The sequence below is a fragment of the Bradyrhizobium sp. USDA 4516 genome, from assembly GCF_054055915.1.
The window spans coordinates 147,066-171,083 of sequence record NZ_JBSRXT010000001.1 but is presented as its reverse complement, the minus strand read 5'-3'; the positions used below and the strand labels follow the sequence as shown (position 1 = coordinate 171,083).

The window sequence follows — 24,018 nt, the reverse complement described above, 5'->3', positions numbered from 1 at the left end:
GGGCCCTGCGTTCCGGACGAGGCTTGAGGAGAATTCGATGCGTTTGAAACTCATCATCATCGCCGCCGTCGGCGTTTGCATCGCCGGGCCCGCCCCCGCACAGATGTACGATCCGAACTATCCAGTGTGCCTGGAAGTCTATGGCGGCAGGCTGACGCCCGAGTATATCGATTGCAGCTACACGTCGCTTCCGCAGTGCCAGGCGACGGCCTCGGGACGCTCCGCGACGTGTTCGGTCAATCCGTTCTACAAAGGTCCGAAAAAGCCGCCAAAGCAACGGGGGCAGCGACAACGCCAGTCCGCCAACTAGCGCGCTCAGGCTTGCCGCCTGCCGTCGCTCAAGACTGTATGGCCGTCGTGTCCCCAGTGCGGTTGACTAACTCCGGCAGTTGTGAGGAAACGGTCCGAGCAATAAGGAGAATCCGATGCGCCTGAAACTTTTCGCGATCGCTGCGTTCGCGGTCGCGCTGGCCCGACCTGCCGCCGGACAGGCCTATGATCCGAACTATCCGGTCTGTTTGCATCTCTATAACGGGCCGATGGCCGGAGACCACATCGATTGCAGCTACACCTCGATCCCGCAGTGTCAGGCGACCGCATCGGGTCTCTCTGCGATGTGCATCGTCAATCCCTTCTTCGCTCCTCCGCCACCACCGCCGGAACGTCCGGTGCGCCGCGGACGCCATCCCGTTCAGTGAGGCGGGCCCGCGAAACTCGTCCCGTCAAAATGGCACACGCAAGGCATTGTAGGTGAACAGCCAATCATAGCGCTCGCGCACCCGGTCCGGCTGCCATTCGCGCGAGACATAGGCGTCGGCGCCTTCGGCGTCGGCAAGCGCGGGATTATGGAAGCGCCTGGCATTCTCGGCCGACTTCACCACGATCGCGTTCGTCCGCGTCAGCCGTGCGGTCTGGTAGCGCTGCAGTGCTTCGTCGGGCGGGAAGCCTTCAAGACAGCGCGCCAGCACCATGCCGTCCTCGATCGCCATGTTGGCGCCCTGGGCCAGGAACGGCAGCGTCGGGTGCGCGGCGTCGCCGAGCAGGCAGGCGCGCCCGACGACGAAGCGATCGAGCGGGTCGCGGCCGAGCAGCGCCCATTTGTAGGGAATATCGAGGCTCGCGATAATGGTGTGGATCTCTGGATTCCATCCGGCAAAGGCTCCGCTGCAGGCCTCGCGCGTGCCGCGTTCGGTCCACGATTCGACCGACCAGCTCTCACCCTCGAAAATACCGACGAAGTTCAACAGCTCGCCGCGGCGAACCGGATAGGTGATGACGTGGCCGCCCGGGCCGATCCAGTTGGTGCCGACGTCCCGTTGCAGGCTCGCCGGTAGCCGTTCCATCGGCACCAGGCCGCGCCAGGCGGCCACGCCCGAGAAGAACGGTTTGGTGTGGCCGCCGATCTGCCGGCGAATTTCGGAGTGCACGCCGTCGGCGCCGACCACGGCGTCGCCGCGCCGACGCTCGCCATTGGCAAGGTGCAGCCAGATGCCGTCGTCGTCCTGGTCAAATCCGGTGCAGCGGCTGCCGAGATGCAGGCGCCCCGGCGCCCGAGCCGTGAATGCGTCGACCAGCACGCGGTGAAAGTCGCCGCGATGCACCATCCAGTAGGGCGCGCCATAGATCACGCGCGAGGAGGCGCCGAGGTCGAATAGTTTCCAGGTCCTCCCGGTGCTGAACAGCCTGATCTCCTTGCCCGAGGGCTCGCAGGCGATCGCCTGCATCTCTTGCTCAAGCCCGAGCGCGATCAGGACGCGTGTACCGTTGGCGCTGAGCTGGACACCGGCGCCGAGCTCGCGCAGCTCGGACGCCTGCTCGAAGATCTCGACCTCGATGCCACGCTGCAGCAGCGACAATCCGGCGACAAGGCCGCCGATCCCGGCGCCGGCAATCAGGACCTTTGGCCTGCGGTGTGTACTCACGCGAACTCTGCTATCTGCGCGTGATCAGGAAGTCGTCGGTGAATTCGCCGCGCGACAGCTTGACCGGGATCTCGCCGACGCTGCCGATCTCGACGATCTCCGAGCCGGACTTGTTATCCTCAGGGGTTAACAGCTCGATGCGCTCGGCGATCCGCTCCGCCTGCCAATCGGTCAGTTTCCAGGCAAAGCGGCCGCCGAGATCGCGCATGCCGAATTCGTCGTCGGCGGGCGCCAGCACCAGCGCGTCGCGCGAAACGGCGCCGGGAATCCGCTCCGCGACGGCAATGGTCTTCGGGTTCTCGGCAAAGTGGCGCAGCAGCATTGCCAGGGCGGCGAGATCGGCAGATTCGCCGAGGAACAGGAACAGCGGATGAAAATCGCTCGGCATGTATTCAAATCGCAGCATGATCGTCGGTCCGTTGACTGGGATTACTCGCTGAGCACCTTGATGACGTCCTGGGCGTGGCACAGCTCCACCATGCCAACGTCGGCGGGCCGGGCAGGGCACTCCAGATAGCGCACCTGCAGCCACTGGCCATCGTCCATGTTCTCCACCACTTCGGCGACGACGCCGGCCTCCAGTTTCAGCCGCGTCCCCACCTTGATCGCCATCACGTCAATCATCGCTACCCTTGCAATCCTTGGACCCGCTCAAAAGAACGTCGTGAGATTCTTGGCCAGCAGGATATTCTGTTCAAGCAATATCTCGCGCCGCGCGATCTTCCAGCCAGTGTCGGTCAGGCGTAGCGCGTCGTTGCGACGGCCGACGAAGATGTAGGTCTCGTACTCGACGCGGTTCTGATAGACGAGGAAGCGGCTGGTGACATCGAGCTCACGGGCTGCATCGATGTCGGGCCGCGCGCCCTTGATCTGCGCATTGCTGACCATATGCGTGATCCGCGACAGCGGCTCCTCAGCATAGTGCACCCCGGTCAGGATCTGCTCGACCCGTTTGGTCAATGTCCATTTGTCCTCGTCGAACCAGCTGATGCCTTCGCCGCGTTTGGTGTTCTCGCGCGCGGCCTGCTGGCCGAACTTCACGTTGCGGCGGATCGGCATGAAATAGCTGATGTCGTCGGTGAGTAGCTCGAGCCAGTCGCGGAAGCGCCGGTCGTCGAGCAAATCGGCCTCGTGGTAGTAGAAATCCTCGACATCGGCCTTCAGCCGGTAGTAGGCCGCCGATCGCTCGATCGCGGCGTTGCCGGCGTGTTGTTGTTGGTCCTGATCCTGAACGGTCGTCGTCATCGCTATCTCCTCATCAGGCATCGCAGGGGTTGTCAGAGCGCCGGCTTGGGCGGGATCGGTCCGCCCTGCTGGGCGAAGCAGCCGACATCGATCACGGTGCCGGACAGCGTTTCGGCTTCCGGCGACAGCAGGAAGGCGACCACATTGGCGATGTCGTCACCGGCGGCGACGCGGCCCGCGGCGGTGCCCGGCGCGCCCTTGCCGAAACGCGCCGCATCGCCGCCGACACGACCGAGGCTCATGCCGCTGACGATGCCGCCGCCGCCGGGAATCACGGTGTTGACGCGAATGCGCTGGTGGAAGAAGTCGTAGGCCATCGCTGCGCTCAGCGCGACAACGCCGCCCTTGCTCGCGCTGTAGACCGCCATGTTCGGCTTGCCCCAGCCGGCGCCGGATCCGATGTTGACGATCGAGCCGCCGCCTTGCGCGATCATGTGCGGGATCGCGGCGCGGCTAGTCAGATACGGTCCTTTCAGATTGACGGCGATGATCCGGTCGAACAGCGCCTCGTCGGTGTCGAGCACTGTGCCGAGCGGGCCGATCGCGGCGTTGTTGACGACGCCGTCGATGCGTCCGAACCGCGCCATCGTGTGGGCGACCACCTTGGCGACATCGCCGGCCCGCGATACGTCGGCTTCCATCAGTTCGGCGGAGAGGCCTTCGCGATCAAGCTCGTCGCGCAGGGCCGGAATGGCGTTCTGCGCGGTACTCGAGACCTGCGCCGCCTCGAGACCGAAGGCGACCACCGCGTGGCCGCGCCGCGCGAGGCCGAGCGTGATCGCGCGGCCGATGCCGAAGGTGCCCCCGCTGACGAGGACGGTTTTTGCGGGCGCGCTCATTCTGCGGCCTGCCGGTTGCCGGCGGGTGATCCGAGCAGTTCGTGCCAGTCGCCGCCCTGCATGTAGGTGGTCCAGCGGCGATAGAAGCCGCGCGCGATCTGCTCAGTGACTTGCGTGGAGACATCGCCGCCGAGCGGATGATCGGTGACGTAGGCGCCCATCGACTGCTGATAGTTGAAGGGATAGCGCCGCGCCACCGTGCCGGTGCTCGCCGCGGTCGCATAGAGCCAGTTCTCCATGTCGTCCTGTTCGGTCATGCCGGCGGGGCCGGAGTAGCGCATGTAGTAGCGGCGCAGATATTCCTTGGCTTCGTTCGGCGCGTCCTTGTCGACCAGGAAGAAGCGCCAGCCTTCGGTCGAGGTCGGGCTGTGCGGATGCCAGGCGCAAAGTCCGCGCGGCTGACGGCCGTGATAGGAGGTGTTGGGGAAGATCGTGCCGACGAACGGCAGCAGCCGCGCCCCTTCGCCGAGCCGCCGCTTGCGCTCCTCGAAACAGTGTCGGAAGTATTTTTCGAGGATCGGGTTGTCGAGGAAGGACTCGATATATTCATTGGCCTCCGGCTGGATCGCGCTGTGCACGCCATGGCCTTCCGGAAAGCTGATCCAGACGTGCTGTGCTTTCTCCAGCTCGTCGTCGCGGCGACCCTTCTTGCCGGCGGCAGCGCTCGGCCCGATGCCGATCAGGTCGACCGAGCGATGGCTCGGGTTGTGATAGGTGTCGCCGAGGAAATTCTCGGCGGCGAATTTCCAGTTGGCGGGGAATACCCATTTGTGGACGCCGATCACCTCGGAGCCGCCCTCGCGGCCGTCGCGGCAGTCGAGCGCCTGGTCGAGATGGATCTTGGCATCGCCGAGATAGGTGATGAAGTCGGGCGCGTCCTTGTCCCAGGTCGCCCAGATTGAGCCCTTGTAGTTGCAGAGCTTCGCCACCGAGACCAGCGAGTTGGCCTCGCGGTCGAGCACCCCGTCATACAGCGTCCGGTGCAGCGGAACGCCCTGCAGCTTGCCGTCGGTGGTGTAGGTCCAGCTGTGATAGGGGCAGGTGAACAACGACGTGTTGCCCTGCTCGTAGCGGCACACCTTCATGCCGCGGTGCCGGCACGAATTGAGAAAGACGTGGATCTCGCCCTTCTTGTCGCGGCAGAGGATGACGGATTCCTCGCCCATCCGCGAGGTGTAGAAGTCGCCGGGATTGGGCACCAGGCTTTCGTGGCCGACCAGCAGCCAGGCGCGGGTGAAGACCTTGTCGAGCTCCTGCCGATAGATATCGGCATCCACGAAGATCTCGCGGCTGATGAAGCCACCCTTGACGTCAACAAGCTGATCGAAATCGTTGCGAAGCGGCATCGGCTCCTCCTTGATCTTGCATGCGCGACCGCGCGTCGCGGCGATAATGGTGCGTCCTACTTGTCGAGCTTGCAGCCGCCCGTTCCCTCCGGGCGGAAGGCCTTGTCGCCGGGGATGGCCGCGATCTTCTGGTAGTAGTCCCAGGGATATTTGCTCTCATCCGGCTTCTTCACGCGGTAGAGCGAGAGGTCGTAGACGACGCGGCCGTCCTTGCGAATGTGCGCGGGGCGGCCGAAGAAATCGACCGGCAGCTTGCGCATCTCGACGTTCACCGCCTTCGCCTCGTCGCTGCCGCCGGCCTCGATCGCCTTCAGATAGTGGCGCACGGCGGCGTAGGTCGCGGCCTGCAATTTGGTCGGTTCACGCTTCTCGATCTCGATGAAGCGCTTGGCGAAGGCGCGGGTGCCGTCGTCATCATCCCAGTAGTATTGGGACGCGATGTACATGCCCTGCGCGTCGCGCAGGCCGATCGAATGGACGTCGGAGATGAAGGTCAGCATGCCGACGATGGTCTGCCCGCCCTGTTGCAGGCCGAATTCGTGGGTCTGCTTCACCGCGTTGACGGTGTCGGCGCCGGTGCCGGCCAGCGCCACCACCTTGGCGCCGGAGCTCTGCGCGGCCAGCAAAAAGGATGAGAAGTCGGTGGTGTTGAAGGGATAGCGCACCGCGCCGATCACCTTGCCGCCCGTATCGGTCACCGCGCGCGAGGCATCCTTCACCATCGCGGTGCCGAATGAGTAATCGACCGCGACGAAGAACCATTCCTTGCCGACGCGGCGGCTCAGCTCGCCGACCAGGCCGGCCGACAGTGCGTAGGTGTCGTCGGCCCAATGCGTGACGACGGGCGAGCATTTGTCGCCGGTCAAATCGGACGTCGCGGCGCCCGAGACCAGCGCGGTGCGGTTGCTCTGCGTTGCAAGGCCGGCGACGGCGAGTCCGACCGAGCTCACGGCGAGATCGGTCACCGCGTCGACATGCTCGACGTCGAACCATTGCCGCGCGATTCCGACCGCGACGTCCGGCTTGTTCTGGTGATCCGCCGAGATGATCTCGATCGGCTTGCCCAGCACCTTGTTGTGAAAATCCTCAGCGGCAAGCTTGGCGGCGGTCACCGAGCCCGGCCCGCCGAGATCGCGGCCGCTGCCGTAGTCACCCAGCACCGCAATCCGCACTACGCCGTCCGAGATGCCTGAGCCGTCGGGTGCGGCGTACGCCAGCGGCGCTGTGAGCCATCAGCGTGGCGATCGCGGCGGCGGCCCATCTGCGCGAGGTGTTTGTCTCCAGCAATTCCAATCCTCCCGTCGATTTTTCGCATGTCATGTCCATCTAGTGGACATTATTCTCATAATTTGCGATACTATCCGCGCGGGCCGCTTGGTCAAGCGCGCTGGATGCAGCGCGCCCCTGCCGATTTTGCGGATGTGGACGGATGGCAAAGAAACCGAAGGCGGAGGTTCTGGACGCGGAGCAGGGGGCGTTAGGCGTGCGGGCCGTCGACCGCGCCATCGCGATCCTGCAATGCTTCACGCCGGATCAGCCGGCGATGAGCGTGATCGAGATCCAGAAGCGGGTCGGGCTAAGCCGGCCGACGCTCTATCGCCTGCTGCAGACGCTGGCGCAGCGCGACCTGATCCAGGCCGAAGGCGACCCGCAGCGTTTCCGGTTGTCGCACGGCGTGATGAAGCTGGCCCATGTCTGGCTGAAGGGTCTCGAGGTGGTCGCGATCGCGCGCCCGGTCGTCGAAGGCCTGCGCGAGGCGACCGGCGAGACCGCAGCGTTGTTCCGCGAGCAGGACGATCGCGGCATCTGCATCCTCGAATGCGAGAGCCGTCACGTGCTCTCGATCAGCCGCGGCGTCGGCCACAGTCTGAGCCTGATCCAGGGATCGACCGGCAAGGCGATGCTGGCCTTCATGGACCCGAAGCGGCAAGCCGCGCTTCTTGCCAGCATTGCAAAGAGCGCAGACCGTGCGCGGCTCGAGGACGCGCTGACCTTTGCGCGGCGCAACGGCTATGCGACCAGCCATGGCGAGATCTTCGCCGGCGCGGTTGCCGTCTCCGCGCCTTGTTTCGATCACCGCGGCGAGGTGGTCGGTTCGGTCGGCCTCTACGGACCGAGCGCGCGCATCGACGAGCGGAAGCTATTGGAATATTCAAAGCTGGTGCGCGAGGCCGGCCGGCAGATTTCGGTTCTGCTGGGCTATCAGGACGGCGCGCCCATCGCATAGGGCTTCAACACCGCATAGAGCATGTCGTGCGTCGGCGTCGGGACGCCGAGCTTGCGGCCGAACTCGACCACCTTGCCGTTCAGCCACGGCAGTTCGAGCCGGTTGCCACGCTCGAGATCGAGCGCCATCGAGGCCTTCATCGCCGGCGGCGCGTGTCCGATGAAGTCGAGCACTTTCGTCAGCGCATCCGGCGGCAGCCTGATGCCGTTGGCGTGCGCGATGGCGATGATCTCCTCGCAAGCCGATACGAAGAGCGGGCGCAAATCGGGATCGTCGCGCAGCTTGCCGATCGGCAGCCTGGTGACCGCGGTCATGCCGGCATTGGTGGCGAGGCCGACGAACTTCATCCAGAGCTCGGTGTTGATCTGCTCGCTCAAGGTCGCGTCGAAGCCGGCCTTCAGGCAGAGATCGAGCAGCGCCTTGCCGCGCGGCGTGATGCGGCCGTCGAGCTCACCGAAGATCATGCGCATGAAGGTGCCGACCTGGTTGATGACGCCAGGCTTGATGATCGAGGCCGAGATCTGTGCCACGCCGCCCATCACCGCGTTGCGTCCCAGAATCGGGACCAGCCTGTCGGGCGCGTCGATGCCGTTCTGCAGCGGGATCACCGCGGTGTCGGGGCCGACCATCGGCCTGATGTGTTGGCCGGCGCTCTCGACGTCCCACAGCTTGACGCAGAACAGCACGATATCGACCGGGCCGACGCTTGCCGGATCGTCGGTCGCCTGGGTCGGGACCAGATGGGTTTCGCCGCGGCCACCCTGAACCTTCAGCCCCTCGCTGCGCATGGCGGCCAAATGAGCGCCGCGCGCGATAAAGGTGACGTCGGCGCCGGCATGCGCGAGCGCCGCACCAAAGCCGCCCCCGACGCCTCCGGCGCCCACCACTGCGATCCGCATGATTGTCTCCTTGTTCGTCGCTTTGGGCTGCAGCCTCGACGATGTCGGCGCAATGCGCAACCCGGTTGCGCAATTGCGCAACCCCGGCCTGTCTGAAAATCGCGTGACCACAGCCTTGTTTGCTACGCCATCTTCCTGCGTTGAACTTGCCTGCCCGAACCGCTAAGCCATCTCGGAAAGTTCGGGAGGGATGCGTGGCGATGACGGAGCCGACGGCGGTCGCGCTTGACAGTGCGACGGTGGCGTTTCGGTTGGCGGATGGACGCGTCTATACCGCGGTCGAACGGGCCAATCTTTCGGTTGATCATGGCGAGTTCGTCGCCATTGTCGGTCCGACCGGATGCGGGAAGTCGACGCTGCTGAACGTCACGGCTGGGCTGCTCAAGCCCGCGGCCGGAACAGCAAGGATCTTCGACAAGCCGCTGAGCGGCCTCAACCGTGATGCCGGCTACCTGTTCCAGGCCGATGCGCTGTTCCCCTGGAAGACCGCGATCGACAATGTCGCGATCGGGCTCGAGATATCAGGCACGCCGCGCGCCGAGGCGCTCGCGCGCGCGCAGAAATGGCTGACCTCGGTCGGGCTCGGCGCCTTCGCCAATCGCTATCCGCACATGCTGTCGGGCGGCCAGCGCAAGCGTGTTGCGCTGGCGCAGGTCCTGATCCGCGATCCGAAGATCCTCCTGATGGACGAGCCGTTCGGTCCGCTGGACGCCCAGACCCGGCAGATCATGGGCAATCTGCTCTTGGAATTGTGGAGCGCCGACCGCAAGGCGGTGCTGTTCGTCACCCACGATCTCGAGGAGGCGATCGCGCTGGCCGATCGCGTCGTGATCATGTCGGCCGGTCCTTCCGCGCGCATCATCGGCGACTGGCGCATCACGCTGCCGCGGCCGCGCGACATCGCCGAGATCCGGATGGAGAAGGATTTCCATGCCCTGCACCGCGAGATCTGGGGCGTGCTGAAGGACGAGGTGATGAAGGGTTATGTCCAGTCGACGCAGGCGGGAGCTGCCTGATGTCGCGCGTCACACTGTTGTCCCTGCAGGTTCTCGTCGCCGTCGTCACGCTGGCGCTGTGGCAGGTCTTTTCCACCGTGTCGGTGTTCGGCAAGGTGCTGTTGCCGCCGTTCTTCTTCTCCAATCCGCTCGACGTCTTCAGCCAAATCGTGAAATGGTTCTCGACCGGGGTGATCTGGAAGCATCTCGCGATTACGCTGTGGGAATCCATCCTCGCCTTCGTGATCGGCTCGGCCGGCGGCATTCTGGTCGGCTTCTGGTTCGCGCGGCAGCCGCGCGTCGCCGCGGTGTTCGATCCCTATGTGAAGATGGTCAACGCGCTGCCGCGCGTGGTGCTGGCGCCGATCTTCGCGCTGTGGTTCGGGCTCGGCGTCTGGTCCAAGGTCGCGCTCGGCGTGACCTTGGTGTTCTTCATCGTGTTCTTCAACGTCTACCAGGGCGTCAAGGAAGTGCCGACCACGGTGCTCGACAATGGCCGCATGCTCGGCATGAACGAGCGGCAGCTGATGCGCCACGTCTACTGGCCGTCGGCGCTGTCCTGGATGTTCTCCTCGCTGCACACCTCGGTCGGCTTTGCCGTGGTCGGCGCGGTGGTCGGCGAATATCTCGGCTCCGCCGCCGGCCTCGGCTACCTGATCCAGCAGGCCGAGGGCGTCTTCGACGTCGCCGGCGTGTTCGCGGGCATGTTCGTGCTGTCCGCCTTCGTCATCCTGATCGACATGGGCGTGACGATGGTCGAGAATCGGCTGCTGGTGTGGCGGCCGACGCCGGTGACGCATGATTAGGGTACTGCCTCGATCAACCCGCGGATATTCTCCGTCACCTCCGGGTCAATCGGATTGTAGACGATCATGCTGAGGTCGGGCCGGCCATCGACCGCGAACGCCGAATATTCGAACTTGACCTGACCCAGGATCGGGTGCCGCAGCTGCTTGACGCCCTCGCCATGGGCTCGCACGTCATTGTCGCGCCACAGCGCCGCGAATTCCGGGCTGAGCCGGCACAACTCGTCGACGAAGGGTTGCACCTCGGCAGCTGCGCCGGCGCGCGCAGCGTCCACCCTGAAGGCGCCGACCACGAAGCGCGCCACGCTGGCCCAGTCATGTTGTGCCGCGCGGACGCGCGGATCGAGGAACATGAAGCGCAGCACGTTGCGCTCGCGCGCCGGCAGCGATCCGTAGTCCGTCAGCATGACGGTCGCGGCCCGGTTCCAGGCGACGATATCCCAGGTTGCGGTGCGTATCACGGCGGGGCGCGGCTCCAGCGCGTCGAGCACGCGCTGCAGCCGGGGGGTGACGCCTTCGCTCTTCTGGTAGCGCACCTCGGGCGTGCGGCCGAGGCCGAGCAGGAACAGATGCTCGCGCTCGACATCGGTCAGCATCAGCGCACGCGCGATGCGGTCGAGCACATCGGCCGAGGGCGCGCCGCCGCGGCCCTGTTCGAGCCAGGTGTACCAGGTCGCGCTGATGTTGGCGCGTTGCGCCACCTCTTCGCGGCGCAGGCCCGGCGTGCGCCGCCGCTCCGGCGGAAAGCCGAACACGGCCGGATCGAGCTTGCTGCGGCGGTCCTTCAGGTAGGCGCCGAGCAGGTTCTCTTGCGCGAGCGGTTCGCTCATCCTGTTAGCTATTATACCATGATAAGGTCACTACTTTAACAGGATAGCGCGCAGGGCCAGATTTGTCTCCAACGAAACCTGGAGACTTCCTCATGCGTGTGTTCGTCACTGGTGCCACCGGATTCATCGGCACGCCCGTCGTCAAGGACCTGATCGCCGCCGGACATCAGGTTCTTGGTGTGGCCCGTTCGGACGAGGGGGCGAACGCGATCTCTGCCATTGGCGCGGAGGTTCTTCGCGGCTCGCTCGAGGACCTTGATAGCTTACGCAAGGGGGCAAGCGCTTCGGATGCTGTCATTCACCTGGGCTTCGTTCACGACTGGTCTAATTTCGCGAAGAGTTGCGAGATCGACCGCCGCGCCATCGAAGCCTTGGGCTCTGTTCTGGCTGGATCGGACAGGCCATTGATCGTAACCGGAGGCTTGGCGGGATTGGCCAAGCCCGGCCAGATCGCGACTGAGGACCAAACGATATCGCCGGATTTCCCATTCCCCCGCGTGTCGGAACAGACGGCCCTGTCGCTGAACGGCGTCCGCGCGTCGGCCATGCGTCTTCCCCAGGTTCACGATCCTGTCAGGCAGGGTCTCATCACCCCCTTGATCGCGGTGTACCGCGAAAAGGGCGCGTGCGCCTATCTCGGCGATGGGCAAAATCGCTGGCCGGCGGCGCATGTTCTCGACGTGGCGCGTCTCTACCGGCTGGCCATCGAAAAGGCTGAGCCGAACGCAAGGTATCACGCCGTCGCGGAAGAGGGGGTCTCGATGCGCGATATTGCCGAAACGATCGGACGGCGGCTGAAGCTGCCGGTCAAATCCATCGCCCCGCAAGAGGCGCAGGCCTTCTTTGGCTGGCTCGGCACGTTCGCGGCATACGACATCGCGGCTTCCAGCGAGCAGACGCGCAGGAAGCTTGGATGGCAGCCGACCGGGCCGGGGTTGATTGCCGATCTCGAACAGCTGATCGATTCCGCGCAGTAAGAAGCAGCGCAGTAGGATGCGTAGGGTGGGATAGCCGAAGGCGTAAGCCACCCTACGCATCTACGCTGCGGCTCAGAGCGGGAAGCACCGCATGTAGGCGGCGAACAATGCTTCGTCGCTGTAGCTCACCAGCTTCGCGGCAATCGCGTCGGCCAGTTCGAGGTCGCGGTTCTGCACGCGCAGCCAGGCCTGGGTATCGGCGGTGATGGTCAGAGCCGCCTCTCCGACATGCCGTCCCGGCACGACCTGGAGATCCTTGCCCTTGATCGCAACGGTCATGTCCAGCGCGCTCGTGCCGGTGAAGCGCAGATGCGTCACGAAATCCAGACCTCGGGCCCTGCCGCGCTGAAATCCGAGCGAGAGCGAAAAGATATAGGCCTGCAGGCTGCCGGTATGGCGGCCAGACGTGACATGCTGAAGCTTTTTGTGCGGAAAGCGCCGCGTCACCGTGTCCTCGGCGTCGGTATCCGGGATCACGTAGACGAACTCGTCCTTGTCGATCAGCGGCTGCACCACATCGGAGAAGTGGGCGTCGCGATCGTGGAGGAAGGGGCCGATCACGTCTTCGCCGGCCGGGCAGGCCGAAATGCAATAGGCCGCCTTGTAGCCAGGCTTGAACGACAGCGATTGCCAGATGTTTAGCGTCTCGGTGCGGGGAACGCGGGCGCGATAATCCCTTGCGTCCTTTGCATCCGCGACCTTCTCCACCCACTGCGAGAAGTTGCCGAGAAAGTCGTGATAGTTGTGGGTGTGGCAGGACAGGAAATCGAAGCCGCCGTCCGGCTTGATGGCGCCGACCGGGCAGGCCGCGACGCACAGTTTGCACTCCAGGCAGGGATTGTAGTCGATCGGGTGGTCATGCGCGTCGACCTCGCATCCGAGCAGGATGGTGCCGAGCAGGACGAAGCTGCCGAATTTCGGGTGGATGACGCTGCGATGGATTCCCATGCGGCCGAGACCGGCTTCCACCGCGATCGGCTTGTGCTGGACCATCATGATCCTGGGCAGGTCCATCTCCATCGGGAACGCGGCAACCGAGTTGCAGGCCGGGATGCCGTGCTCGTCGAGCGCGCGAACGATGGCACGCGCGGTTTCGTTGACGTGATCGTAGGTGCTGTGGAATTCCTCGTTGGCGACCGAGCGCGAGGGCGAGCGCACCGGCTCGCGGTTCATGTGGCAGACGATCGCGAGCAGGGAGCGCGTCCGGCCATAGACCTTGCGAATGAAGTCCCGCTGCGGCGCGATGGCGGCCCGTTCGAACTCGATGATGCCGACATCATCGGCTCCGCATCTGCGCGCGATGTCCTTGATCAGTTCCGATGAAACCGGGACGTCGCGGACCGGTTCGCTGCTGCGAGCGCGCACAGCCCTGACCGTGGGGTGATCGTCCAGGCTCATGGGTCTAGCTTTCTATTAAATGACGATCGTAATACTATGGAGCGAACGAACTTGAGGCAAGTGAATTATCTGTCAAGTGTCATGTCATGGAACCGGCGCTGGCGCGCGCGCGACTTTCGTCATTGCGAGGAACGAAGCGACGAAGCAATCCATGGGTCCGCCTATCCGGAGAGATGGATTGCCTTCGCTTCGCTCGCAATGACGTTGAGGATGGCCGTAATCAATCCAGCAGCTTGGTATCATCCGGCGCCTGCGGCGGCGTCTTGATCGCGATGGCCTTGATGGCGCGGCCGTTCGGCTTGGTGCCGCCATGCGGCGTGCCCTTCGGGATCACGATCAGGTCGCCCGGCTTCACCGTCACTTCCTTGTCGCCGAGCCAGACTGTGCCGGTGCCTTCGAGGACGAACTGCATCTCGTTGGTGTTGGGATGCATGTGCTTCGGCACATTGCCGTCCTGGATAGAGACGGTGGCGCCGTCGGCGGAGACGAACATCTTGGAACGGAAGCCGACCTTGTTGGCGTCGCCGAGCTTGTCACCCTCCATCTCGCCGGTGTGGATGACCCGCGCCGTGATGTTTTCGGCGGCGAGCGCCGGCCGCAGCAAATGGGTGATGCCACAGCTCGCGGCAAAGGCGGTAGCGATCGACAGCGCGGTTGCAATACGATTCATGAAGACCTCCCTTGATGTTTCCCTTGAAGTATTCTTGGTGCTTATGGTTTTGGCGCTTCTTCTGCGTTTTCTTGTATCCGCGATGCTATGCCGCCCCCCCCCCCGCAGGCTTGACCAGCTGTCGGAAAGTCGCCTTCTCAAGGCCTGCCGGCTCCTCTATCTTGCCGGCCAGTCGAACGGAGGACGTCATGAACAAACTGCTTGGCAAGCTTGCCGGAATGCTGCTGGCGCTGACCCTGTCCACGGGCCTTGCCGCGGCGCAAAGCAAGATCACCATCGCGGTCGGGGGCGGCGCTTGCCTGTGCTATCTGCCCACCGTGCTGGCCAAGCAACTCGGCGAATACGACAAGGCCGGGCTCGCGGTCGAACTGGTCGACCTCAAGGGCGGCTCGGATGCGCTCAAGGCCGTGCTCGGCGGCAGCGCCGACGTCGTCTCCGGCTATTTCGACCACTGCGTCAATCTTGCGGCCAAGAAGCAGGAGCTGCAGGCCTTCGTGGTCTATGACCGCTATCCCGGCCTCGTGCTGGTGGTGTCGCCGAAGCACACCGGCGAGATCAACTCGATCAAGGATCTCGCCGGCAAGAAGGTCGGCGTCAGCGCGCCGGGCTCCTCGACCGATTTCTTCCTGAAATATCTCTTGAAGAAGAACGGCCTCGATCCTACGGGCACCGCCGTAATCGGCGTCGGCCTCGGCGCCACTGCGGTGGCCGCGATGGAGCAGGGCCAGATCGACGCCGCCGTGATGCTCGATCCTGCCGTCACCGTGCTGCAGGGCAGCTACAAGGACCTCAAGATCCTCAGCGACACCCGCACCCAGCACGACACGCTTGCGGTGTTTGGCGGCGAATATCCCGGCGGCGCGCTGTATTCGACCGCGGCCTGGGTCAACGGCCACGAGAAGGAGGTGCAGGCGCTGACCAATGCGATCATGGCGACGCTGGCCTGGATCCATTCGCACAGCGCCGAAGACATCATGGCCAAGATGCCCGACGAGCTCGTCGGCAAGGACAAGGCGCAGTATCTCGCGGCCCTGAAGAACACGATCCCGATGTATTCCGAGACCGGCAAGATGGACCCCAAGGGCGCAGAGGCGGTGCTCGCGGTGTTCAGCGAAGGGTCACCCGATGTCGCGAAGGCCGGCATCGACGTCACCAAGACCTACACCAACAAGTTCGTCGACCAGGTCAAGAAGACGACCGGAAACGCGAAGTAAACACGTTCGGATATGCAGTCTCCGCTCATTTGTCGTGTCGCCGCGCTCGACCTTGCCTTGCAGCGGCGTCCCTGGCCGTTTGCGGACGAGCGGCGCGTCGAGATCGACGCGCATTTCGCCGAGCAGCAGCGGCTGAACCCGAACCTGTGGAACGGCCGTGTGCTGCTCGGGCGCGATCCGGTCTTCGCCGGCGAGCGGCTCAGCGCGAGCTATTTCGAGACCGATTTCGCGAGCTTCCTCGCCTGGCGCGACTGGGGCTTTCCGGACAGCGAGGTGTTCAACGGTTTCGGCATGGGGGCGCTGCTCGCCAGCGACGGCGCCTTCGTGTGCGGGGTGATGGGCGAGCAGACCGCGAATGCCGGCCGCATCTATTTCCCGTCAGGGACGCCCGATCTCGACGATATCAGGGGCGACACGGTCGATATCGCCGGAAGCGTGATGCGCGAACTCGAGGAGGAGACGGGATTGTTGCCATCGGATTGCCGCGGCGACGCCGACTGGCACTGCATCTACACCGGGCCTGCGCTTGCGATGATGCGGATCCTGCGCGTCGATATGCCCGGTGACGCGCTGCGGGCGCGGATCGAGGCCAATCTCGCGCGCCAGGCAAATCCCGAGCTTGCGGGCATCCATCTGGTGCGCAGCCGCGCCGATCTCACTCCCGCAATGCCGCGCTTCGTCACCGCATTCATCGAGACGCAGCTGCCGGCCTAGGCAAAGGAATGCGCAATGACCGAGCAAGGCACCGCTGCCGCTGCGTCGACACCGGCAATCGCCGATGGCCCCAACACGATCAAGGTCATCATTTCGGGTGGTTTCGCCACGGTCTACCGCGACGTGCTGCCTGAATTCGAGCGAAGCACGGGCATCGGGGTGGAGACCGGATCGGGCGCGTCGGAGGGCACCGGTCCGAAGACGATCAGGCACCAGCTTGCGAACGGCACCAAAGCGGATGTGGTGATCCTTTCGCGCGAGGGGCTTCGAAGTCTGACCGAAGACGGCCGAATTCGTGCGGGATCGGAAGCCGGACTGGCGACGGCACCTTTGGCCGCGGCGGTTCGAGCAGGCTCTCGCAAGCCGGACATCGGCAATGATGTCGCGCTCAGGAAAGCCTTGATCGACGCCGGCCAGGTGGTGGCGCCGAGCAGCACGAGCGGACAGTACGTCCGCGACAAGGTTTTCCCCAGGCTGAACTTGCCGGACACGGTCAGGCTCACCCTCGAGGCGCGCGGAACCGAAGCGGCCGAAGCGCTGAGAGCAGGCAAGGCAAATCTCTCGATCGGCCCGACCAGCGAACTGGTTCAGGAGGGCGGCATCGAAGTTGTCGGTTTGTTGCCGCCAGATTTCCAGCTGGTCCAGACCTTCACGGCCGCGATCGTCAGCGACGCGCAAGCGCCGGAAGCCGCCAAGCGCCTGATCGATTTTCTTGTCTCGGACAGCGATATCTTGCTCGCGGCCATCAAACGGGCCGGCATGGAACGGCCCCGCGGATAAATTGCCGCTGCCACGCGCGCGCCCGAGCACCGTGCGTCGGCACCGTTCCGCCGAAACTTTGCGCAAGCCTGCGCGGTGCGGACGCAGCCATCGCGCTTGACATCATCGGCCGCTCCCCCTGTGATAGGGCGGCACGACAACAAAAAATGCAGTGCACAATCTCTGGGGAGGGATTCATGCCGGTCAGGAGGGCTGCCCGCTGGCTTGCGGGTCTATCTGTCGCGCTTGCGGCGCTTGGTGTGGCCAATGCAGCGCATGCGCAGGACAAGAAGATCAAGATCGGCGTGATCTTCGATTTGACCGGCCCGCTGGCCGGCGGCGGCTCCGAGCTGCAATACACCGGCGTCAAGATCATGCTCGACCATTACGCCAAGACCGGCGTCGAGGGTTACAAGGTCGAGGCCGTCTATGCCGACGCGCAGAGCAAGCCCGACATCGCGATCAACGAGGCCGTCCGGCTGCTCGAGCAGGAAAAGGTCGACATGGTGATGGGCTTCTTCTCCTCGGCGCAATGCGTGCCGGTGTCGGCGCGGGTCGAGCAGATGAAGAAGTTCATGTGGATCACGACCTGCATTTCCTCCGGCGTGTTCGACGGCAAGAATTACAAATACGTGTTCCGTCCGCAGGCCGCCGGCAACCAGTACGGCATGATGACGACCGACTTCATCGCGCAATACTCCATGTCCAAGTTCGGCAAGGAGCCGAAGGACCTCCGCGTCGCCATCATCCATGAGGACGGCGCCTATGGCGTCGACGTCTCCAAGGGCAATGAGGCCGGCGCCAAGAAGGCCGGCTTCAACATCGTGCTCAAGGAGGGTTATTCGGCGACCGCGCCCGATCTGTCGGCGCTGGTGACCAAGCTGAAGCGCGCCAAGCCCGACGTGATCTTCCACACCGGCTACAATCCGGACATTACCCTGCTGTTCCGCCAGGCCCGCGAGCAGGGATTGAAGTTCGGCGCCATTGTCGGCCATGGCGCGGGCTACGGCGTCTACGAAAAGCTGAAGGAAGGGCTCGGCACCGACGCCAACTATCTCTTCAACACCGACCCGATCTCGATCTGGCTTGCCAACCAGAAGAACATGGATCCCAAGCTGCCGCCGGTCATCAAGATGGTCGGCGAGGAGTTTGACCGGCTGAAGCCCGGCGTGCCGATCCGATCCGCCCATGTCGGCATCGGCGCGGCCAACGCCTATGTGTTCCTCGACGACGTCTTGCCGCGCGCGATCAAGAAGTATGGCGGCGTCGATCCGGATGCGCTGCGCAAGGCCGCGCTCGACGCCGACATTCCCGAGGGCGGCACCATGCTCGGCTATGGCGTGAAGTTCTACGGCGAGGGAGAGCAGTATGCCGGGCAGAACGCGCGCTCGTTCCCGGTGGTGCTGCAATATATCGACGACAAATCCTATGTGGTGTGGCCGAAGAGCCAGATGCAGCGCGAGACCGAGCTGCCGCTGCCGGCCGGCACCACCTACAGCTACAAATAGCTCGCTCGCGAAGGGAACTGCCGTGCTCGCCGTCGAAGGCCTGGTCAAGCGGTTTGGCGGCTTTCGTGCCGTCAACAACGTGTCGTTCCGCGTCGAGCAGGGCGAGATCCTCGGCCTGATCGGCCCGAACGGCTCCGGCAAGAGCACGATCTTCAACATGCTGTCGGGCACCTTGCCGCCGACCTCCGGCTCGATCCTGTTCGACGGCCACGAGATCGCGGGGCTCGCCCCGCACCGGATCATCAACCGTGGCATCGGCCGAACCTTCCAGATCCCGCGGCCGTTCCATCGCCTCAGCATCTTCGAGAACGTCGTGCTCGCCGGCTTCTACGGCCAGGGCCGCCACAGCCGCGGCAAGGCCGAGGAGGCGGCCGAGCGGGCGCTCGCGATGGTCGGGCTGCCGACCGATCGTCACGCCAGCGTCGAGGGCCTGGGCGCCGCCGGGTTGAAGAAGCTCGAGCTCGCCAAGGCGCTCGCCACCGGCCCGAAGCTGTTGCTCGCGGATGAGAGCCTTGGCGGCCTTGACGAGGCCGAGATGGACCAGGCCGCCGACATGCTGCGCCGGATCCGCGACGAGCTCGGCATCACCATCATCTGGGTCGAGCACATCATGGGCGTATTGATGCGCGTGGTCGATCGCGTGATGGTGCTCGATCACGGCGAGAAGATCGCCGAGGGCCTGCCGGCCGATGTCGCCGGCGACGCAAGAGTGATCGAGGTCTATCTCGGCACCGATGCGGATGCGAGCCTCGCAGCCGCGGCCGCAGCCCAGGCGCGGCGCCGGATCGGGGCGTGAGCGCATGCTGGAATTGAAATCGATCGACGCGGGCTATGGCAGCTTCCAGGCGCTGTTCGACGTCAGTCTCGACGTCAAGGCGGGCGAAGCGGTCGGCGTGATCGGCCCGAACGGCGCCGGCAAGACCACCCTGATGCGGGTGATCTCAGGGTTGATCCGCCCGATCAGGGGCACGATCGCGATGGAAGGCGTGAACGTCATCGCGACACCTCCGCATCGCATCGTCAGCCTCGGGATCGCGCATGTGCCGGAAAATCGCCGGTTGTTTCCCCGGCTCACCGTCGCCGACAACCTGAAGATGGGCGCCTACATGCCCGGTGCCCGCGCGCATTACGCCGAGCGGCTGGAGTTCGTGTTCGAGCTGTTTCCGCGCATGAAGGAGCGCCAGCACCAGATGGCCGGCACGATGTCGGGCGGCGAGCAGCAGATGTGCGCGATCGGCCGTGCGCTGATGTCGAACCCGAAACTGCTGCTGCTCGACGAGCCGTCGGCCGGCCTCGCGCCGGTCGTGGTGCAGCAGGTGTTCGAGCTCGTCAAGCGCATCCGCTCAAGCGGGCTGACGGTCCTGATCGTCGAGCAGAACGTGCAGCAGGTGCTGCGCGTGGTCGACCGCGCCTATCTGCTGGAAGCCGGCAGCATCCGCGCCGCCGGGTCAGCGGCGGAGCTCGCGGCGAGCGACACCATCAAGCAGGCATATCTCGGGGTGTGAGGATGATGACAACAGATCGGGCAGACGCGCTCTTACACCTCCCCGTCATCCTGAGGTGCGAGCGTAGCGAGCCTCGAAGGATGAATCGGCCACAGACCGGCCGTGCATCCTTCGAGGCGCGCAAGGGCGCGCACCTCAGGATGACGGTCGAGCTGGTTCAGCTAGACCACGCCTCGGTCTAAGGCAGAGCCACCATGCAATCCTTCCTCGACATCTTCGACATCTACCTGCTGGAGGCCGTCATCAACGGCATCCTGCTCGGCGGCGTGCTGGCGCTGCTTGCGCTCGGGCTCAACCTGATCTTCGGCGTCATCGACGTCACCTGGATCTGCTACGCCGAACTCGTCATGATCGGCATGTACGGCATGTACTATCTCGTGCAGTATTACGGCCTGCCATACTGGGCCGCCGCGCCGTTGGTGATCCTGCTGGTGGCGCTGCTCGGCGCCGCGCTGCATTTCTTCGTGATCGCCCCGCTCCTGACCGCGCCGCCGATCAACCAGCTGCTCGCCACCGGCGGCGTGCTGTTCATCCTGCAGAGCTTTGCCACCGTCGCCTTCGGCATCGACTTCCGCAATCTCGGCATCCGCCTGCCGGTGCTCGCGCTCGGCGAGATGAATTTCAGCTACGCGCGATTGCTGTCGTTCGCTGCCGCGCTGCTCGGCATGATCGGCGTCTATCTGTTCCTGACCCGCACCTTCACCGGCACCGCGATCCGTGCCATCGCGCAGGACCGCCAGATCATGCCGCTGATGGGCGTCGACCCCAAGCGCATCTATCTCGTCACTTCGGCAATCGGCGGCGGGCTTGCCGGCCTCGCCGCCTGCCTCCTGGTGCTGCAATATGACGTGCATCCGTTCGTCGGCCTGTCGTTCGGGCCGATCACCTTCCTGATCTGCGTGCTCGGCGGGCTCGGCAATTTCATCGGCGGCTTCATCGCGGCCTTCGTGTTCGCCGAGATCATCTCGCTCGGCGGCCTGTTCTCCGATCTCGAATGGGGTTACGTGCTGGCCTTTGCCTTCTTCATCGTCATGATGTTCATCCGGCCCGCGGGCCTCCTGGCGAGGCGCTCGTGAACAGGCAAGCCGCCGGCTGGATCATCGCGCTGATCGCGCTCGTCGCGGTGCCCTTTGTGCATCGCGATCCCTATCATCTGCACGTGCTGGTGCTGATCCTGATCTGGTCGTTCGCCTACACCTCGTGGTCGATCATGGGGCGCTTCGGCCTGGTCTCGCTCGGCCATGGCGGCTTCATGGGCATCGGCGCCTATGTCACCGCGCTGCTGTGGAACCATCTCGGCGTGTCGCCCTGGATCGGCATTCCCGTCAGCATGGCGACCGCCGGCGTGCTCGCGCTCGTCGTCGCCTATCCCTGCTTCCGCTTCCGCATCACCGGGCATTATTTCGTGCTGGTGACGCTGGCGCTGTCGGGCATCGTGCTGCAGGTCATCACCGCGACCCGCGACTATACCGGCGGCTCGCTCGGCTACACCCCGCAGCGCGCCCCGAGCGGCAAGGGGCTGCTCGCGCTGCAATTCGACGACAAGACCACCTGGTATCTGATCGCGCTCGCGGTCTGGCTCGCCGGCCTCGTGATCTGGCGCGCGATCGATCGCAGCATGATCCGCCATGCCATGGAGGCAATCTCGGAAGACGAGGATGCCGCCGCCGCCGCGGGCGTCAACGTCACCGCCGAGAAGCTCAAGATCACCCTGATCAGCGCGCTGATGACCGCGCTGTCGGGAGCGCTCTACTGCCAGTACCAGATGTTCATCTCGCCCGACACGGTGAGCGGCATCGCGGTCTCTCTGCAGATGGTATTCGCGGCGATCGTGGGCGGCGTCTATGTCGCGTTGGGACCGACGGTCGGCGCCGTCATCACCATCGTGCTGGCCGAGGTGCTGCGCATCTCTTTCGGCACCAAGGCGGTCGGCTGGGACAATCTGGTCTATGGCGTGCTGCTGGTTCTGTTCATCATCTTCCTGCCCAAGGGCATTCTTGGTAGCGTGATCGACCGGATCAAATCGCCACGCAAGCCGTCGAGAAGCCATGAGCAACAAACCGTCCCCATCGCTCGCCGATGAACTGAAGCCCTTCGTCGCGCCGTTCCGCTTCGACGGGTCGGGCGAATTTCACCTCAAATCGTATCCGACCGCCGAGAAGGGCGGCATCGACAAGGACGCCGGCGGCAAGATCATCGAGGCCAACCGCAAGCGGCTCAACGACTTCCAGGAGAAGCTGTATGCCCAGGACCGCTGGTCGCTGCTGCTGATCTTCCAGGGCATGGATGCCGCCGGCAAGGATTCCGCGATCAAGAGCGTGTTCGAGGGCGTCAATCCGCAGGGCTGCGAGGTTTCCTCCTTCAAGCAGCCTTCGACCAGGGAGCTCGACCACGACTTCATGTGGCGCGCCATGATCGCGCTGCCGGAGCGCGGCCGCATCGGCATCTTCAACCGCTCCTATTACGAGGAGTGCCTGGTGGTGCGGGTGCATCCCGAGGTGCTCGACAAGCAGAAGATTCCGAAGAAGCTGGTGACCAAGAACATCTGGCGCGAGCGCTTCGAGGACATTGCGGCGATCGAGCGCTATCTGTCGCGCAACGGCACCGTGATCCTGAAATTCTTCCTCAACGTCTCCAAGGAGGAGCAACGCCAGCGTTTCCTCGACCGGCTCGAGGAGCCGGCCAAGAACTGGAAGTTCTCGATGGCCGACGTCGCCGAGCGCAAGCTGTGGGCCAAATATCAGGCCGCTTATCAGGACATGATCCATCACACCGCAACCAAAGAGGCGCCCTGGCACATCGTGCCGGCCGACCACAAATGGTTCGCCCGCGTCGTGATCGGCTCGACCATCGTCAACGCCCTCGACGGGCTCGACCTGAAATTCCCCGAAGTCGACAAGGCCGACTTGAGCGAATTCAAGCGCGTCCGCGCGGCGCTGGAGGCGGAAGGCAAGGGCGGGGCGGGCGAGAAGACGTCTGCAAAGAAGTAGGCGCCGCGTCCCATGTTTGTCGCATGCGGATATTCCCAGCGCGTACCGGCCGCTCGCAAGGCAATCTTAATGAATTGACGCAACATGGGGGTATGGCAACCACAGATTTAGCGACAGGCAGTCACAACCCGAACGATGACGCACTGAGGGGCGTGCTATGGGCGCCTGTCCTGCTGTTCCTGGCTGGTTGCTTTGCTGCCTTCCATTGGTCCGGATTCCGGCACGTCGATGTCAATTGGGCCGGCTATGGCGGGATGGCAGCGATCTTGCTCAGCGCCTACCTCGTGACAAAGGGACTGCGAATCCAATTCGTCCAATTGTTCATAAACTGCTGGTCGCAGAATCTGGTGGTTGCGATCGCCGCGACGATGTTGACCTATGCCGCCGCGACAGTCGGCCGTCCCCTGATCGACGACCAATTGCTGCGTGCTGATCAGCTGATCGGATATGATTGGAGAGCTTATGCGGGGTTCTTCGCGGGCTCGGACACGATGGTCCGCTTCGTGAGCGAATTCTATAACTCGATTTTTTATCTGCCCAATGTTGTGATCCTGGCGCTGGCCATCAAGAAGGATGTCAAGACGCTTGAGAAATTCATCCTGGCGGCGATCATATCACTGCTGCTGACGATTGGGATTTTTGCCCTGGTTCCGGCCACCACGGCGTGGACCCATCTGCATCTCAGCGATACCGAGATATCCTCGTTCCGGAATTTGCCGCTGTCGTCCGACGGCTGGATCGATGAGCTGATCCGGATTCGCGAAGGAAGCCTCAGAAGCCTGCGCAATTTCCAGGGCAAGGGACTGATCGCGTTTCCTAGCTTCCATTGCGCGGCAGCCCTGATCCTGATCTGGGCAAGCTGGAACATCCGCTGGCTGCGCATCCCGATGACGCTCGTCAATCTGGGCATGATCCTGGCAACGCCGATCGTCGGCGGTCACTACGTCGCGGACCTGATCGGCGGTCTGGTGATCACGATCGTGTCCGTGATCCTCGCTGGTTGGCTTCACACCTGGATGCTGCGGCACGTGGCTGTGGTCCGGCGAGGAGCATGGGCGATGATACCCGCGGTGCAACGAGCTGAGCCCCGGGCGGAAGTCAGGTGAGGGCGATCGCGCCCCAGCCATGCGATGACGATAGGTCAATCCACCTGACCATCTTTACCCATTGCGGC

General features: G+C 64.2%; 28 protein-coding genes. 17 read left to right on the top strand and 11 right to left on the bottom strand.

Translation table 11 applies throughout. The annotated features are described in order from the left end of the window. The first annotated feature begins 37 nt into the window (after positions 1 to 37). On the top strand, positions 38 to 310 hold the full coding sequence (locus ACVI1L_RS00825) for a DUF3551 domain-containing protein (RefSeq protein WP_057015057.1): 273 nt from the start codon (positions 38 to 40) through the stop codon (positions 308 to 310). A 115-nt stretch (positions 311 to 425) separates the two neighbouring features. Further along, a complete protein-coding gene (locus tag ACVI1L_RS00820) occupies positions 426 to 698 on the top strand; it encodes a DUF3551 domain-containing protein (protein WP_016844297.1) in 273 nt (90 codons plus the stop codon). Between the two features lie 24 nt (positions 699 to 722). Here ACVI1L_RS00820 and ACVI1L_RS00815 read toward each other — a convergent pair whose 3' ends face one another. From ACVI1L_RS00815 to ACVI1L_RS00785, 7 genes are read right to left on the bottom strand one after another with little or no spacing between them, the layout of a single operon-like run. Further along, a complete protein-coding gene (locus tag ACVI1L_RS00815) occupies positions 723 to 1,922 on the bottom strand; it encodes an FAD-dependent monooxygenase (protein WP_456782050.1) in 1,200 nt (399 codons plus the stop codon). 10 nt (positions 1,923 to 1,932) lie between these two features. Then, positions 1,933 to 2,328, bottom strand: coding sequence for a hypothetical protein (locus tag ACVI1L_RS00810; protein ID WP_456782049.1), 396 nt, complete (start codon positions 2,326 to 2,328; stop codon positions 1,933 to 1,935). Positions 2,329 to 2,351: 23 nt separating this feature from the next. Next, positions 2,352 to 2,546 carry a hypothetical protein gene (locus ACVI1L_RS00805; protein WP_456782048.1) on the bottom strand — a complete coding sequence of 65 codons (195 nt, stop codon included), beginning with the start codon at positions 2,544 to 2,546 and terminating at the stop codon, positions 2,352 to 2,354. A gap of 27 nt (positions 2,547 to 2,573) precedes the next feature. Beyond that, entirely contained in the window at positions 2,574 to 3,167 is a 594-nt protein-coding gene (locus ACVI1L_RS00800) for a 3-phenylpropionate/cinnamic acid dioxygenase subunit beta (RefSeq protein WP_456782047.1), read from the bottom strand. A gap of 32 nt (positions 3,168 to 3,199) precedes the next feature. Next, positions 3,200 to 4,006, bottom strand: a complete 807-nt coding sequence (locus ACVI1L_RS00795; RefSeq protein WP_076824289.1) for an SDR family NAD(P)-dependent oxidoreductase — start codon at positions 4,004 to 4,006, stop codon at positions 3,200 to 3,202. Further along, positions 4,003 to 5,352 (bottom strand): aromatic ring-hydroxylating oxygenase subunit alpha, encoded by a 1,350-nt coding sequence (locus ACVI1L_RS00790; protein ID WP_253589652.1) that lies wholly within the window; start codon positions 5,350 to 5,352, stop codon positions 4,003 to 4,005. The genes ACVI1L_RS00795 and ACVI1L_RS00790 overlap by 4 nt, the downstream gene beginning before the upstream one ends. A 56-nt stretch (positions 5,353 to 5,408) precedes the next feature. Next, positions 5,409 to 6,524 (bottom strand): ABC transporter substrate-binding protein, encoded by a 1,116-nt coding sequence (locus ACVI1L_RS00785; protein WP_456782046.1) that lies wholly within the window; start codon positions 6,522 to 6,524, stop codon positions 5,409 to 5,411. A 257-nt stretch (positions 6,525 to 6,781) separates the two neighbouring features. Here ACVI1L_RS00785 and ACVI1L_RS00780 point away from each other — a divergent pair, with 257 nt between their 5' ends. Beyond that, entirely contained in the window at positions 6,782 to 7,579 is a 798-nt protein-coding gene (locus ACVI1L_RS00780; RefSeq protein ID WP_456782045.1) for an IclR family transcriptional regulator, read from the top strand. On the opposite strand, the gene ACVI1L_RS00775 is transcribed toward ACVI1L_RS00780, so the two are convergent. Continuing rightward, complete coding sequence (locus tag ACVI1L_RS00775) at positions 7,555 to 8,478, bottom strand: ketopantoate reductase family protein (RefSeq protein WP_057015111.1); 924 nt, start codon at positions 8,476 to 8,478, stop codon at positions 7,555 to 7,557. The two genes, ACVI1L_RS00780 and ACVI1L_RS00775, sit on opposite strands and share 25 nt — an antisense overlap. On the opposite strand from ACVI1L_RS00775, the gene ACVI1L_RS00770 reads away from it, so the two are divergent. Genes ACVI1L_RS00770 through ACVI1L_RS00760 form a run of 3 tightly spaced genes read left to right on the top strand, consistent with a single transcriptional unit; the run spans position 8,477 to position 10,279 of the window. Next, entirely contained in the window at positions 8,477 to 8,644 is a 168-nt protein-coding gene (locus ACVI1L_RS00770; protein ID WP_168857129.1) for a hypothetical protein, read from the top strand. The two genes, ACVI1L_RS00775 and ACVI1L_RS00770, sit on opposite strands and share 2 nt — an antisense overlap. Before the next feature lie 34 nt (positions 8,645 to 8,678). Then, positions 8,679 to 9,494, top strand: coding sequence for an ABC transporter ATP-binding protein (locus tag ACVI1L_RS00765; protein WP_057015064.1), 816 nt, complete (start codon positions 8,679 to 8,681; stop codon positions 9,492 to 9,494). Then, the gene (locus ACVI1L_RS00760) at positions 9,494 to 10,279 is read left to right on the top strand and encodes an ABC transporter permease (protein WP_057015065.1); all 786 of its coding nucleotides are present in this window, start codon (positions 9,494 to 9,496) and stop codon (positions 10,277 to 10,279) included. Before ACVI1L_RS00765 ends, ACVI1L_RS00760 begins: the two co-directional genes overlap by 1 nt. Here the strand turns inward: ACVI1L_RS00760 and ACVI1L_RS00755 are convergent. Then, positions 10,276 to 11,109 (bottom strand): helix-turn-helix transcriptional regulator, encoded by an 834-nt coding sequence (locus ACVI1L_RS00755; protein ID WP_253589655.1) that lies wholly within the window; start codon positions 11,107 to 11,109, stop codon positions 10,276 to 10,278. The two genes, ACVI1L_RS00760 and ACVI1L_RS00755, sit on opposite strands and share 4 nt — an antisense overlap. A 92-nt stretch (positions 11,110 to 11,201) precedes the next feature. Between ACVI1L_RS00755 and ACVI1L_RS00750 the strand changes: the two genes are divergently transcribed. After that, on the top strand, positions 11,202 to 12,086 hold the full coding sequence (locus tag ACVI1L_RS00750; protein ID WP_253589656.1) for an SDR family oxidoreductase: 885 nt from the start codon (positions 11,202 to 11,204) through the stop codon (positions 12,084 to 12,086). Positions 12,087 to 12,158: 72 nt separating this feature from the next. Here the strand turns inward: ACVI1L_RS00750 and ACVI1L_RS00745 are convergent, their stop codons facing one another. Further along, positions 12,159 to 13,484 (bottom strand): 4Fe-4S binding protein, encoded by a 1,326-nt coding sequence (locus ACVI1L_RS00745; RefSeq protein WP_057015068.1) that lies wholly within the window; start codon positions 13,482 to 13,484, stop codon positions 12,159 to 12,161. A 220-nt stretch (positions 13,485 to 13,704) separates the two neighbouring features. After that, positions 13,705 to 14,154 (bottom strand): cupin domain-containing protein, encoded by a 450-nt coding sequence (locus ACVI1L_RS00740; RefSeq protein ID WP_253639119.1) that lies wholly within the window; start codon positions 14,152 to 14,154, stop codon positions 13,705 to 13,707. Between the two features lie 188 nt (positions 14,155 to 14,342). Here ACVI1L_RS00740 and ACVI1L_RS00735 point away from each other — a divergent pair, with 188 nt between their 5' ends. The 10 genes from ACVI1L_RS00735 (at position 14,343) to ACVI1L_RS00690 (ending at position 23,950) form a co-directional block, all read left to right on the top strand. Beyond that, positions 14,343 to 15,368, top strand: a complete 1,026-nt coding sequence (locus tag ACVI1L_RS00735; protein ID WP_229190068.1) for an ABC transporter substrate-binding protein — start codon at positions 14,343 to 14,345, stop codon at positions 15,366 to 15,368. Between the two features lie 12 nt (positions 15,369 to 15,380). Continuing rightward, positions 15,381 to 16,082, top strand: a complete 702-nt coding sequence (locus ACVI1L_RS00730) for an NUDIX hydrolase (protein WP_456782044.1) — start codon at positions 15,381 to 15,383, stop codon at positions 16,080 to 16,082. 15 nt (positions 16,083 to 16,097) lie between these two features. Next, positions 16,098 to 16,862 (top strand): substrate-binding domain-containing protein, encoded by a 765-nt coding sequence (locus tag ACVI1L_RS00725; protein WP_456782043.1) that lies wholly within the window; start codon positions 16,098 to 16,100, stop codon positions 16,860 to 16,862. 176 nt (positions 16,863 to 17,038) lie between these two features. Then, a complete protein-coding gene (locus ACVI1L_RS00720) occupies positions 17,039 to 18,349 on the top strand; it encodes an ABC transporter substrate-binding protein (protein WP_253625885.1) in 1,311 nt (436 codons plus the stop codon). Positions 18,350 to 18,371: 22 nt separating this feature from the next. Continuing rightward, positions 18,372 to 19,145, top strand: coding sequence for an ABC transporter ATP-binding protein (locus tag ACVI1L_RS00715; RefSeq protein WP_050385458.1), 774 nt, complete (start codon positions 18,372 to 18,374; stop codon positions 19,143 to 19,145). 4 nt (positions 19,146 to 19,149) lie between these two features. Further along, positions 19,150 to 19,854, top strand: a complete 705-nt coding sequence (locus ACVI1L_RS00710; protein ID WP_092090331.1) for an ABC transporter ATP-binding protein — start codon at positions 19,150 to 19,152, stop codon at positions 19,852 to 19,854. A gap of 194 nt (positions 19,855 to 20,048) precedes the next feature. After that, positions 20,049 to 20,930, top strand: a complete 882-nt coding sequence (locus ACVI1L_RS00705) for a branched-chain amino acid ABC transporter permease (RefSeq protein WP_057015074.1) — start codon at positions 20,049 to 20,051, stop codon at positions 20,928 to 20,930. Then, positions 20,927 to 21,937: an ABC transporter permease subunit gene (locus tag ACVI1L_RS00700; RefSeq protein WP_168857143.1), complete on the top strand. Its 1,011-nt coding sequence runs from the start codon at positions 20,927 to 20,929 to the stop codon at positions 21,935 to 21,937. The genes ACVI1L_RS00705 and ACVI1L_RS00700 overlap by 4 nt, the downstream gene beginning before the upstream one ends. Continuing rightward, positions 21,903 to 22,844 (top strand): polyphosphate kinase 2 family protein, encoded by a 942-nt coding sequence (locus ACVI1L_RS00695; RefSeq protein WP_168857142.1) that lies wholly within the window; start codon positions 21,903 to 21,905, stop codon positions 22,842 to 22,844. Before ACVI1L_RS00700 ends, ACVI1L_RS00695 begins: the two co-directional genes overlap by 35 nt. 92 nt (positions 22,845 to 22,936) lie before the next feature. Beyond that, positions 22,937 to 23,950 (top strand): phosphatase PAP2 family protein, encoded by a 1,014-nt coding sequence (locus tag ACVI1L_RS00690; RefSeq protein ID WP_456782042.1) that lies wholly within the window; start codon positions 22,937 to 22,939, stop codon positions 23,948 to 23,950. Positions 23,951 to 24,018: the final 68 nt, after the last annotated feature.

Coding starts and splice junctions, on each gene's coding strand:
- ACVI1L_RS00770 (WP_168857129.1), top strand. CDS start 8,477: ATGATTGTCTCCTTGTTCGTCGCTTTGGGCTGCAGCCTCGACGATGTC.
- ACVI1L_RS00810 (WP_456782049.1), bottom strand. CDS start 2,328: ATGCTGCGATTTGAATACATGCCGAGCGATTTTCATCCGCTGTTCCTG.
- ACVI1L_RS00740 (WP_253639119.1), bottom strand. CDS start 14,154: ATGAATCGTATTGCAACCGCGCTGTCGATCGCTACCGCCTTTGCCGCG.
- ACVI1L_RS00735 (WP_229190068.1), top strand. CDS start 14,343: ATGAACAAACTGCTTGGCAAGCTTGCCGGAATGCTGCTGGCGCTGACC.
- ACVI1L_RS00745 (WP_057015068.1), bottom strand. CDS start 13,484: ATGAGCCTGGACGATCACCCCACGGTCAGGGCTGTGCGCGCTCGCAGC.
- ACVI1L_RS00820 (WP_016844297.1), top strand. CDS start 426: ATGCGCCTGAAACTTTTCGCGATCGCTGCGTTCGCGGTCGCGCTGGCC.
- ACVI1L_RS00800 (WP_456782047.1), bottom strand. CDS start 3,167: ATGACGACGACCGTTCAGGATCAGGACCAACAACAACACGCCGGCAAC.
- ACVI1L_RS00760 (WP_057015065.1), top strand. CDS start 9,494: ATGTCGCGCGTCACACTGTTGTCCCTGCAGGTTCTCGTCGCCGTCGTC.
- ACVI1L_RS00690 (WP_456782042.1), top strand. CDS start 22,937: ATGGCAACCACAGATTTAGCGACAGGCAGTCACAACCCGAACGATGAC.
- ACVI1L_RS00695 (WP_168857142.1), top strand. CDS start 21,903: ATGAGCAACAAACCGTCCCCATCGCTCGCCGATGAACTGAAGCCCTTC.
- ACVI1L_RS00755 (WP_253589655.1), bottom strand. CDS start 11,109: ATGAGCGAACCGCTCGCGCAAGAGAACCTGCTCGGCGCCTACCTGAAG.
- ACVI1L_RS00765 (WP_057015064.1), top strand. CDS start 8,679: ATGACGGAGCCGACGGCGGTCGCGCTTGACAGTGCGACGGTGGCGTTT.
- ACVI1L_RS00780 (WP_456782045.1), top strand. CDS start 6,782: ATGGCAAAGAAACCGAAGGCGGAGGTTCTGGACGCGGAGCAGGGGGCG.
- ACVI1L_RS00775 (WP_057015111.1), bottom strand. CDS start 8,478: ATGCGGATCGCAGTGGTGGGCGCCGGAGGCGTCGGGGGCGGCTTTGGT.
- ACVI1L_RS00730 (WP_456782044.1), top strand. CDS start 15,381: ATGCAGTCTCCGCTCATTTGTCGTGTCGCCGCGCTCGACCTTGCCTTG.
- ACVI1L_RS00705 (WP_057015074.1), top strand. CDS start 20,049: ATGCAATCCTTCCTCGACATCTTCGACATCTACCTGCTGGAGGCCGTC.
- ACVI1L_RS00790 (WP_253589652.1), bottom strand. CDS start 5,352: ATGCCGCTTCGCAACGATTTCGATCAGCTTGTTGACGTCAAGGGTGGC.
- ACVI1L_RS00750 (WP_253589656.1), top strand. CDS start 11,202: ATGCGTGTGTTCGTCACTGGTGCCACCGGATTCATCGGCACGCCCGTC.
- ACVI1L_RS00825 (WP_057015057.1), top strand. CDS start 38: ATGCGTTTGAAACTCATCATCATCGCCGCCGTCGGCGTTTGCATCGCC.
- ACVI1L_RS00720 (WP_253625885.1), top strand. CDS start 17,039: ATGCCGGTCAGGAGGGCTGCCCGCTGGCTTGCGGGTCTATCTGTCGCG.
- ACVI1L_RS00725 (WP_456782043.1), top strand. CDS start 16,098: ATGACCGAGCAAGGCACCGCTGCCGCTGCGTCGACACCGGCAATCGCC.
- ACVI1L_RS00795 (WP_076824289.1), bottom strand. CDS start 4,006: ATGAGCGCGCCCGCAAAAACCGTCCTCGTCAGCGGGGGCACCTTCGGC.
- ACVI1L_RS00805 (WP_456782048.1), bottom strand. CDS start 2,546: ATGATTGACGTGATGGCGATCAAGGTGGGGACGCGGCTGAAACTGGAG.
- ACVI1L_RS00710 (WP_092090331.1), top strand. CDS start 19,150: ATGCTGGAATTGAAATCGATCGACGCGGGCTATGGCAGCTTCCAGGCG.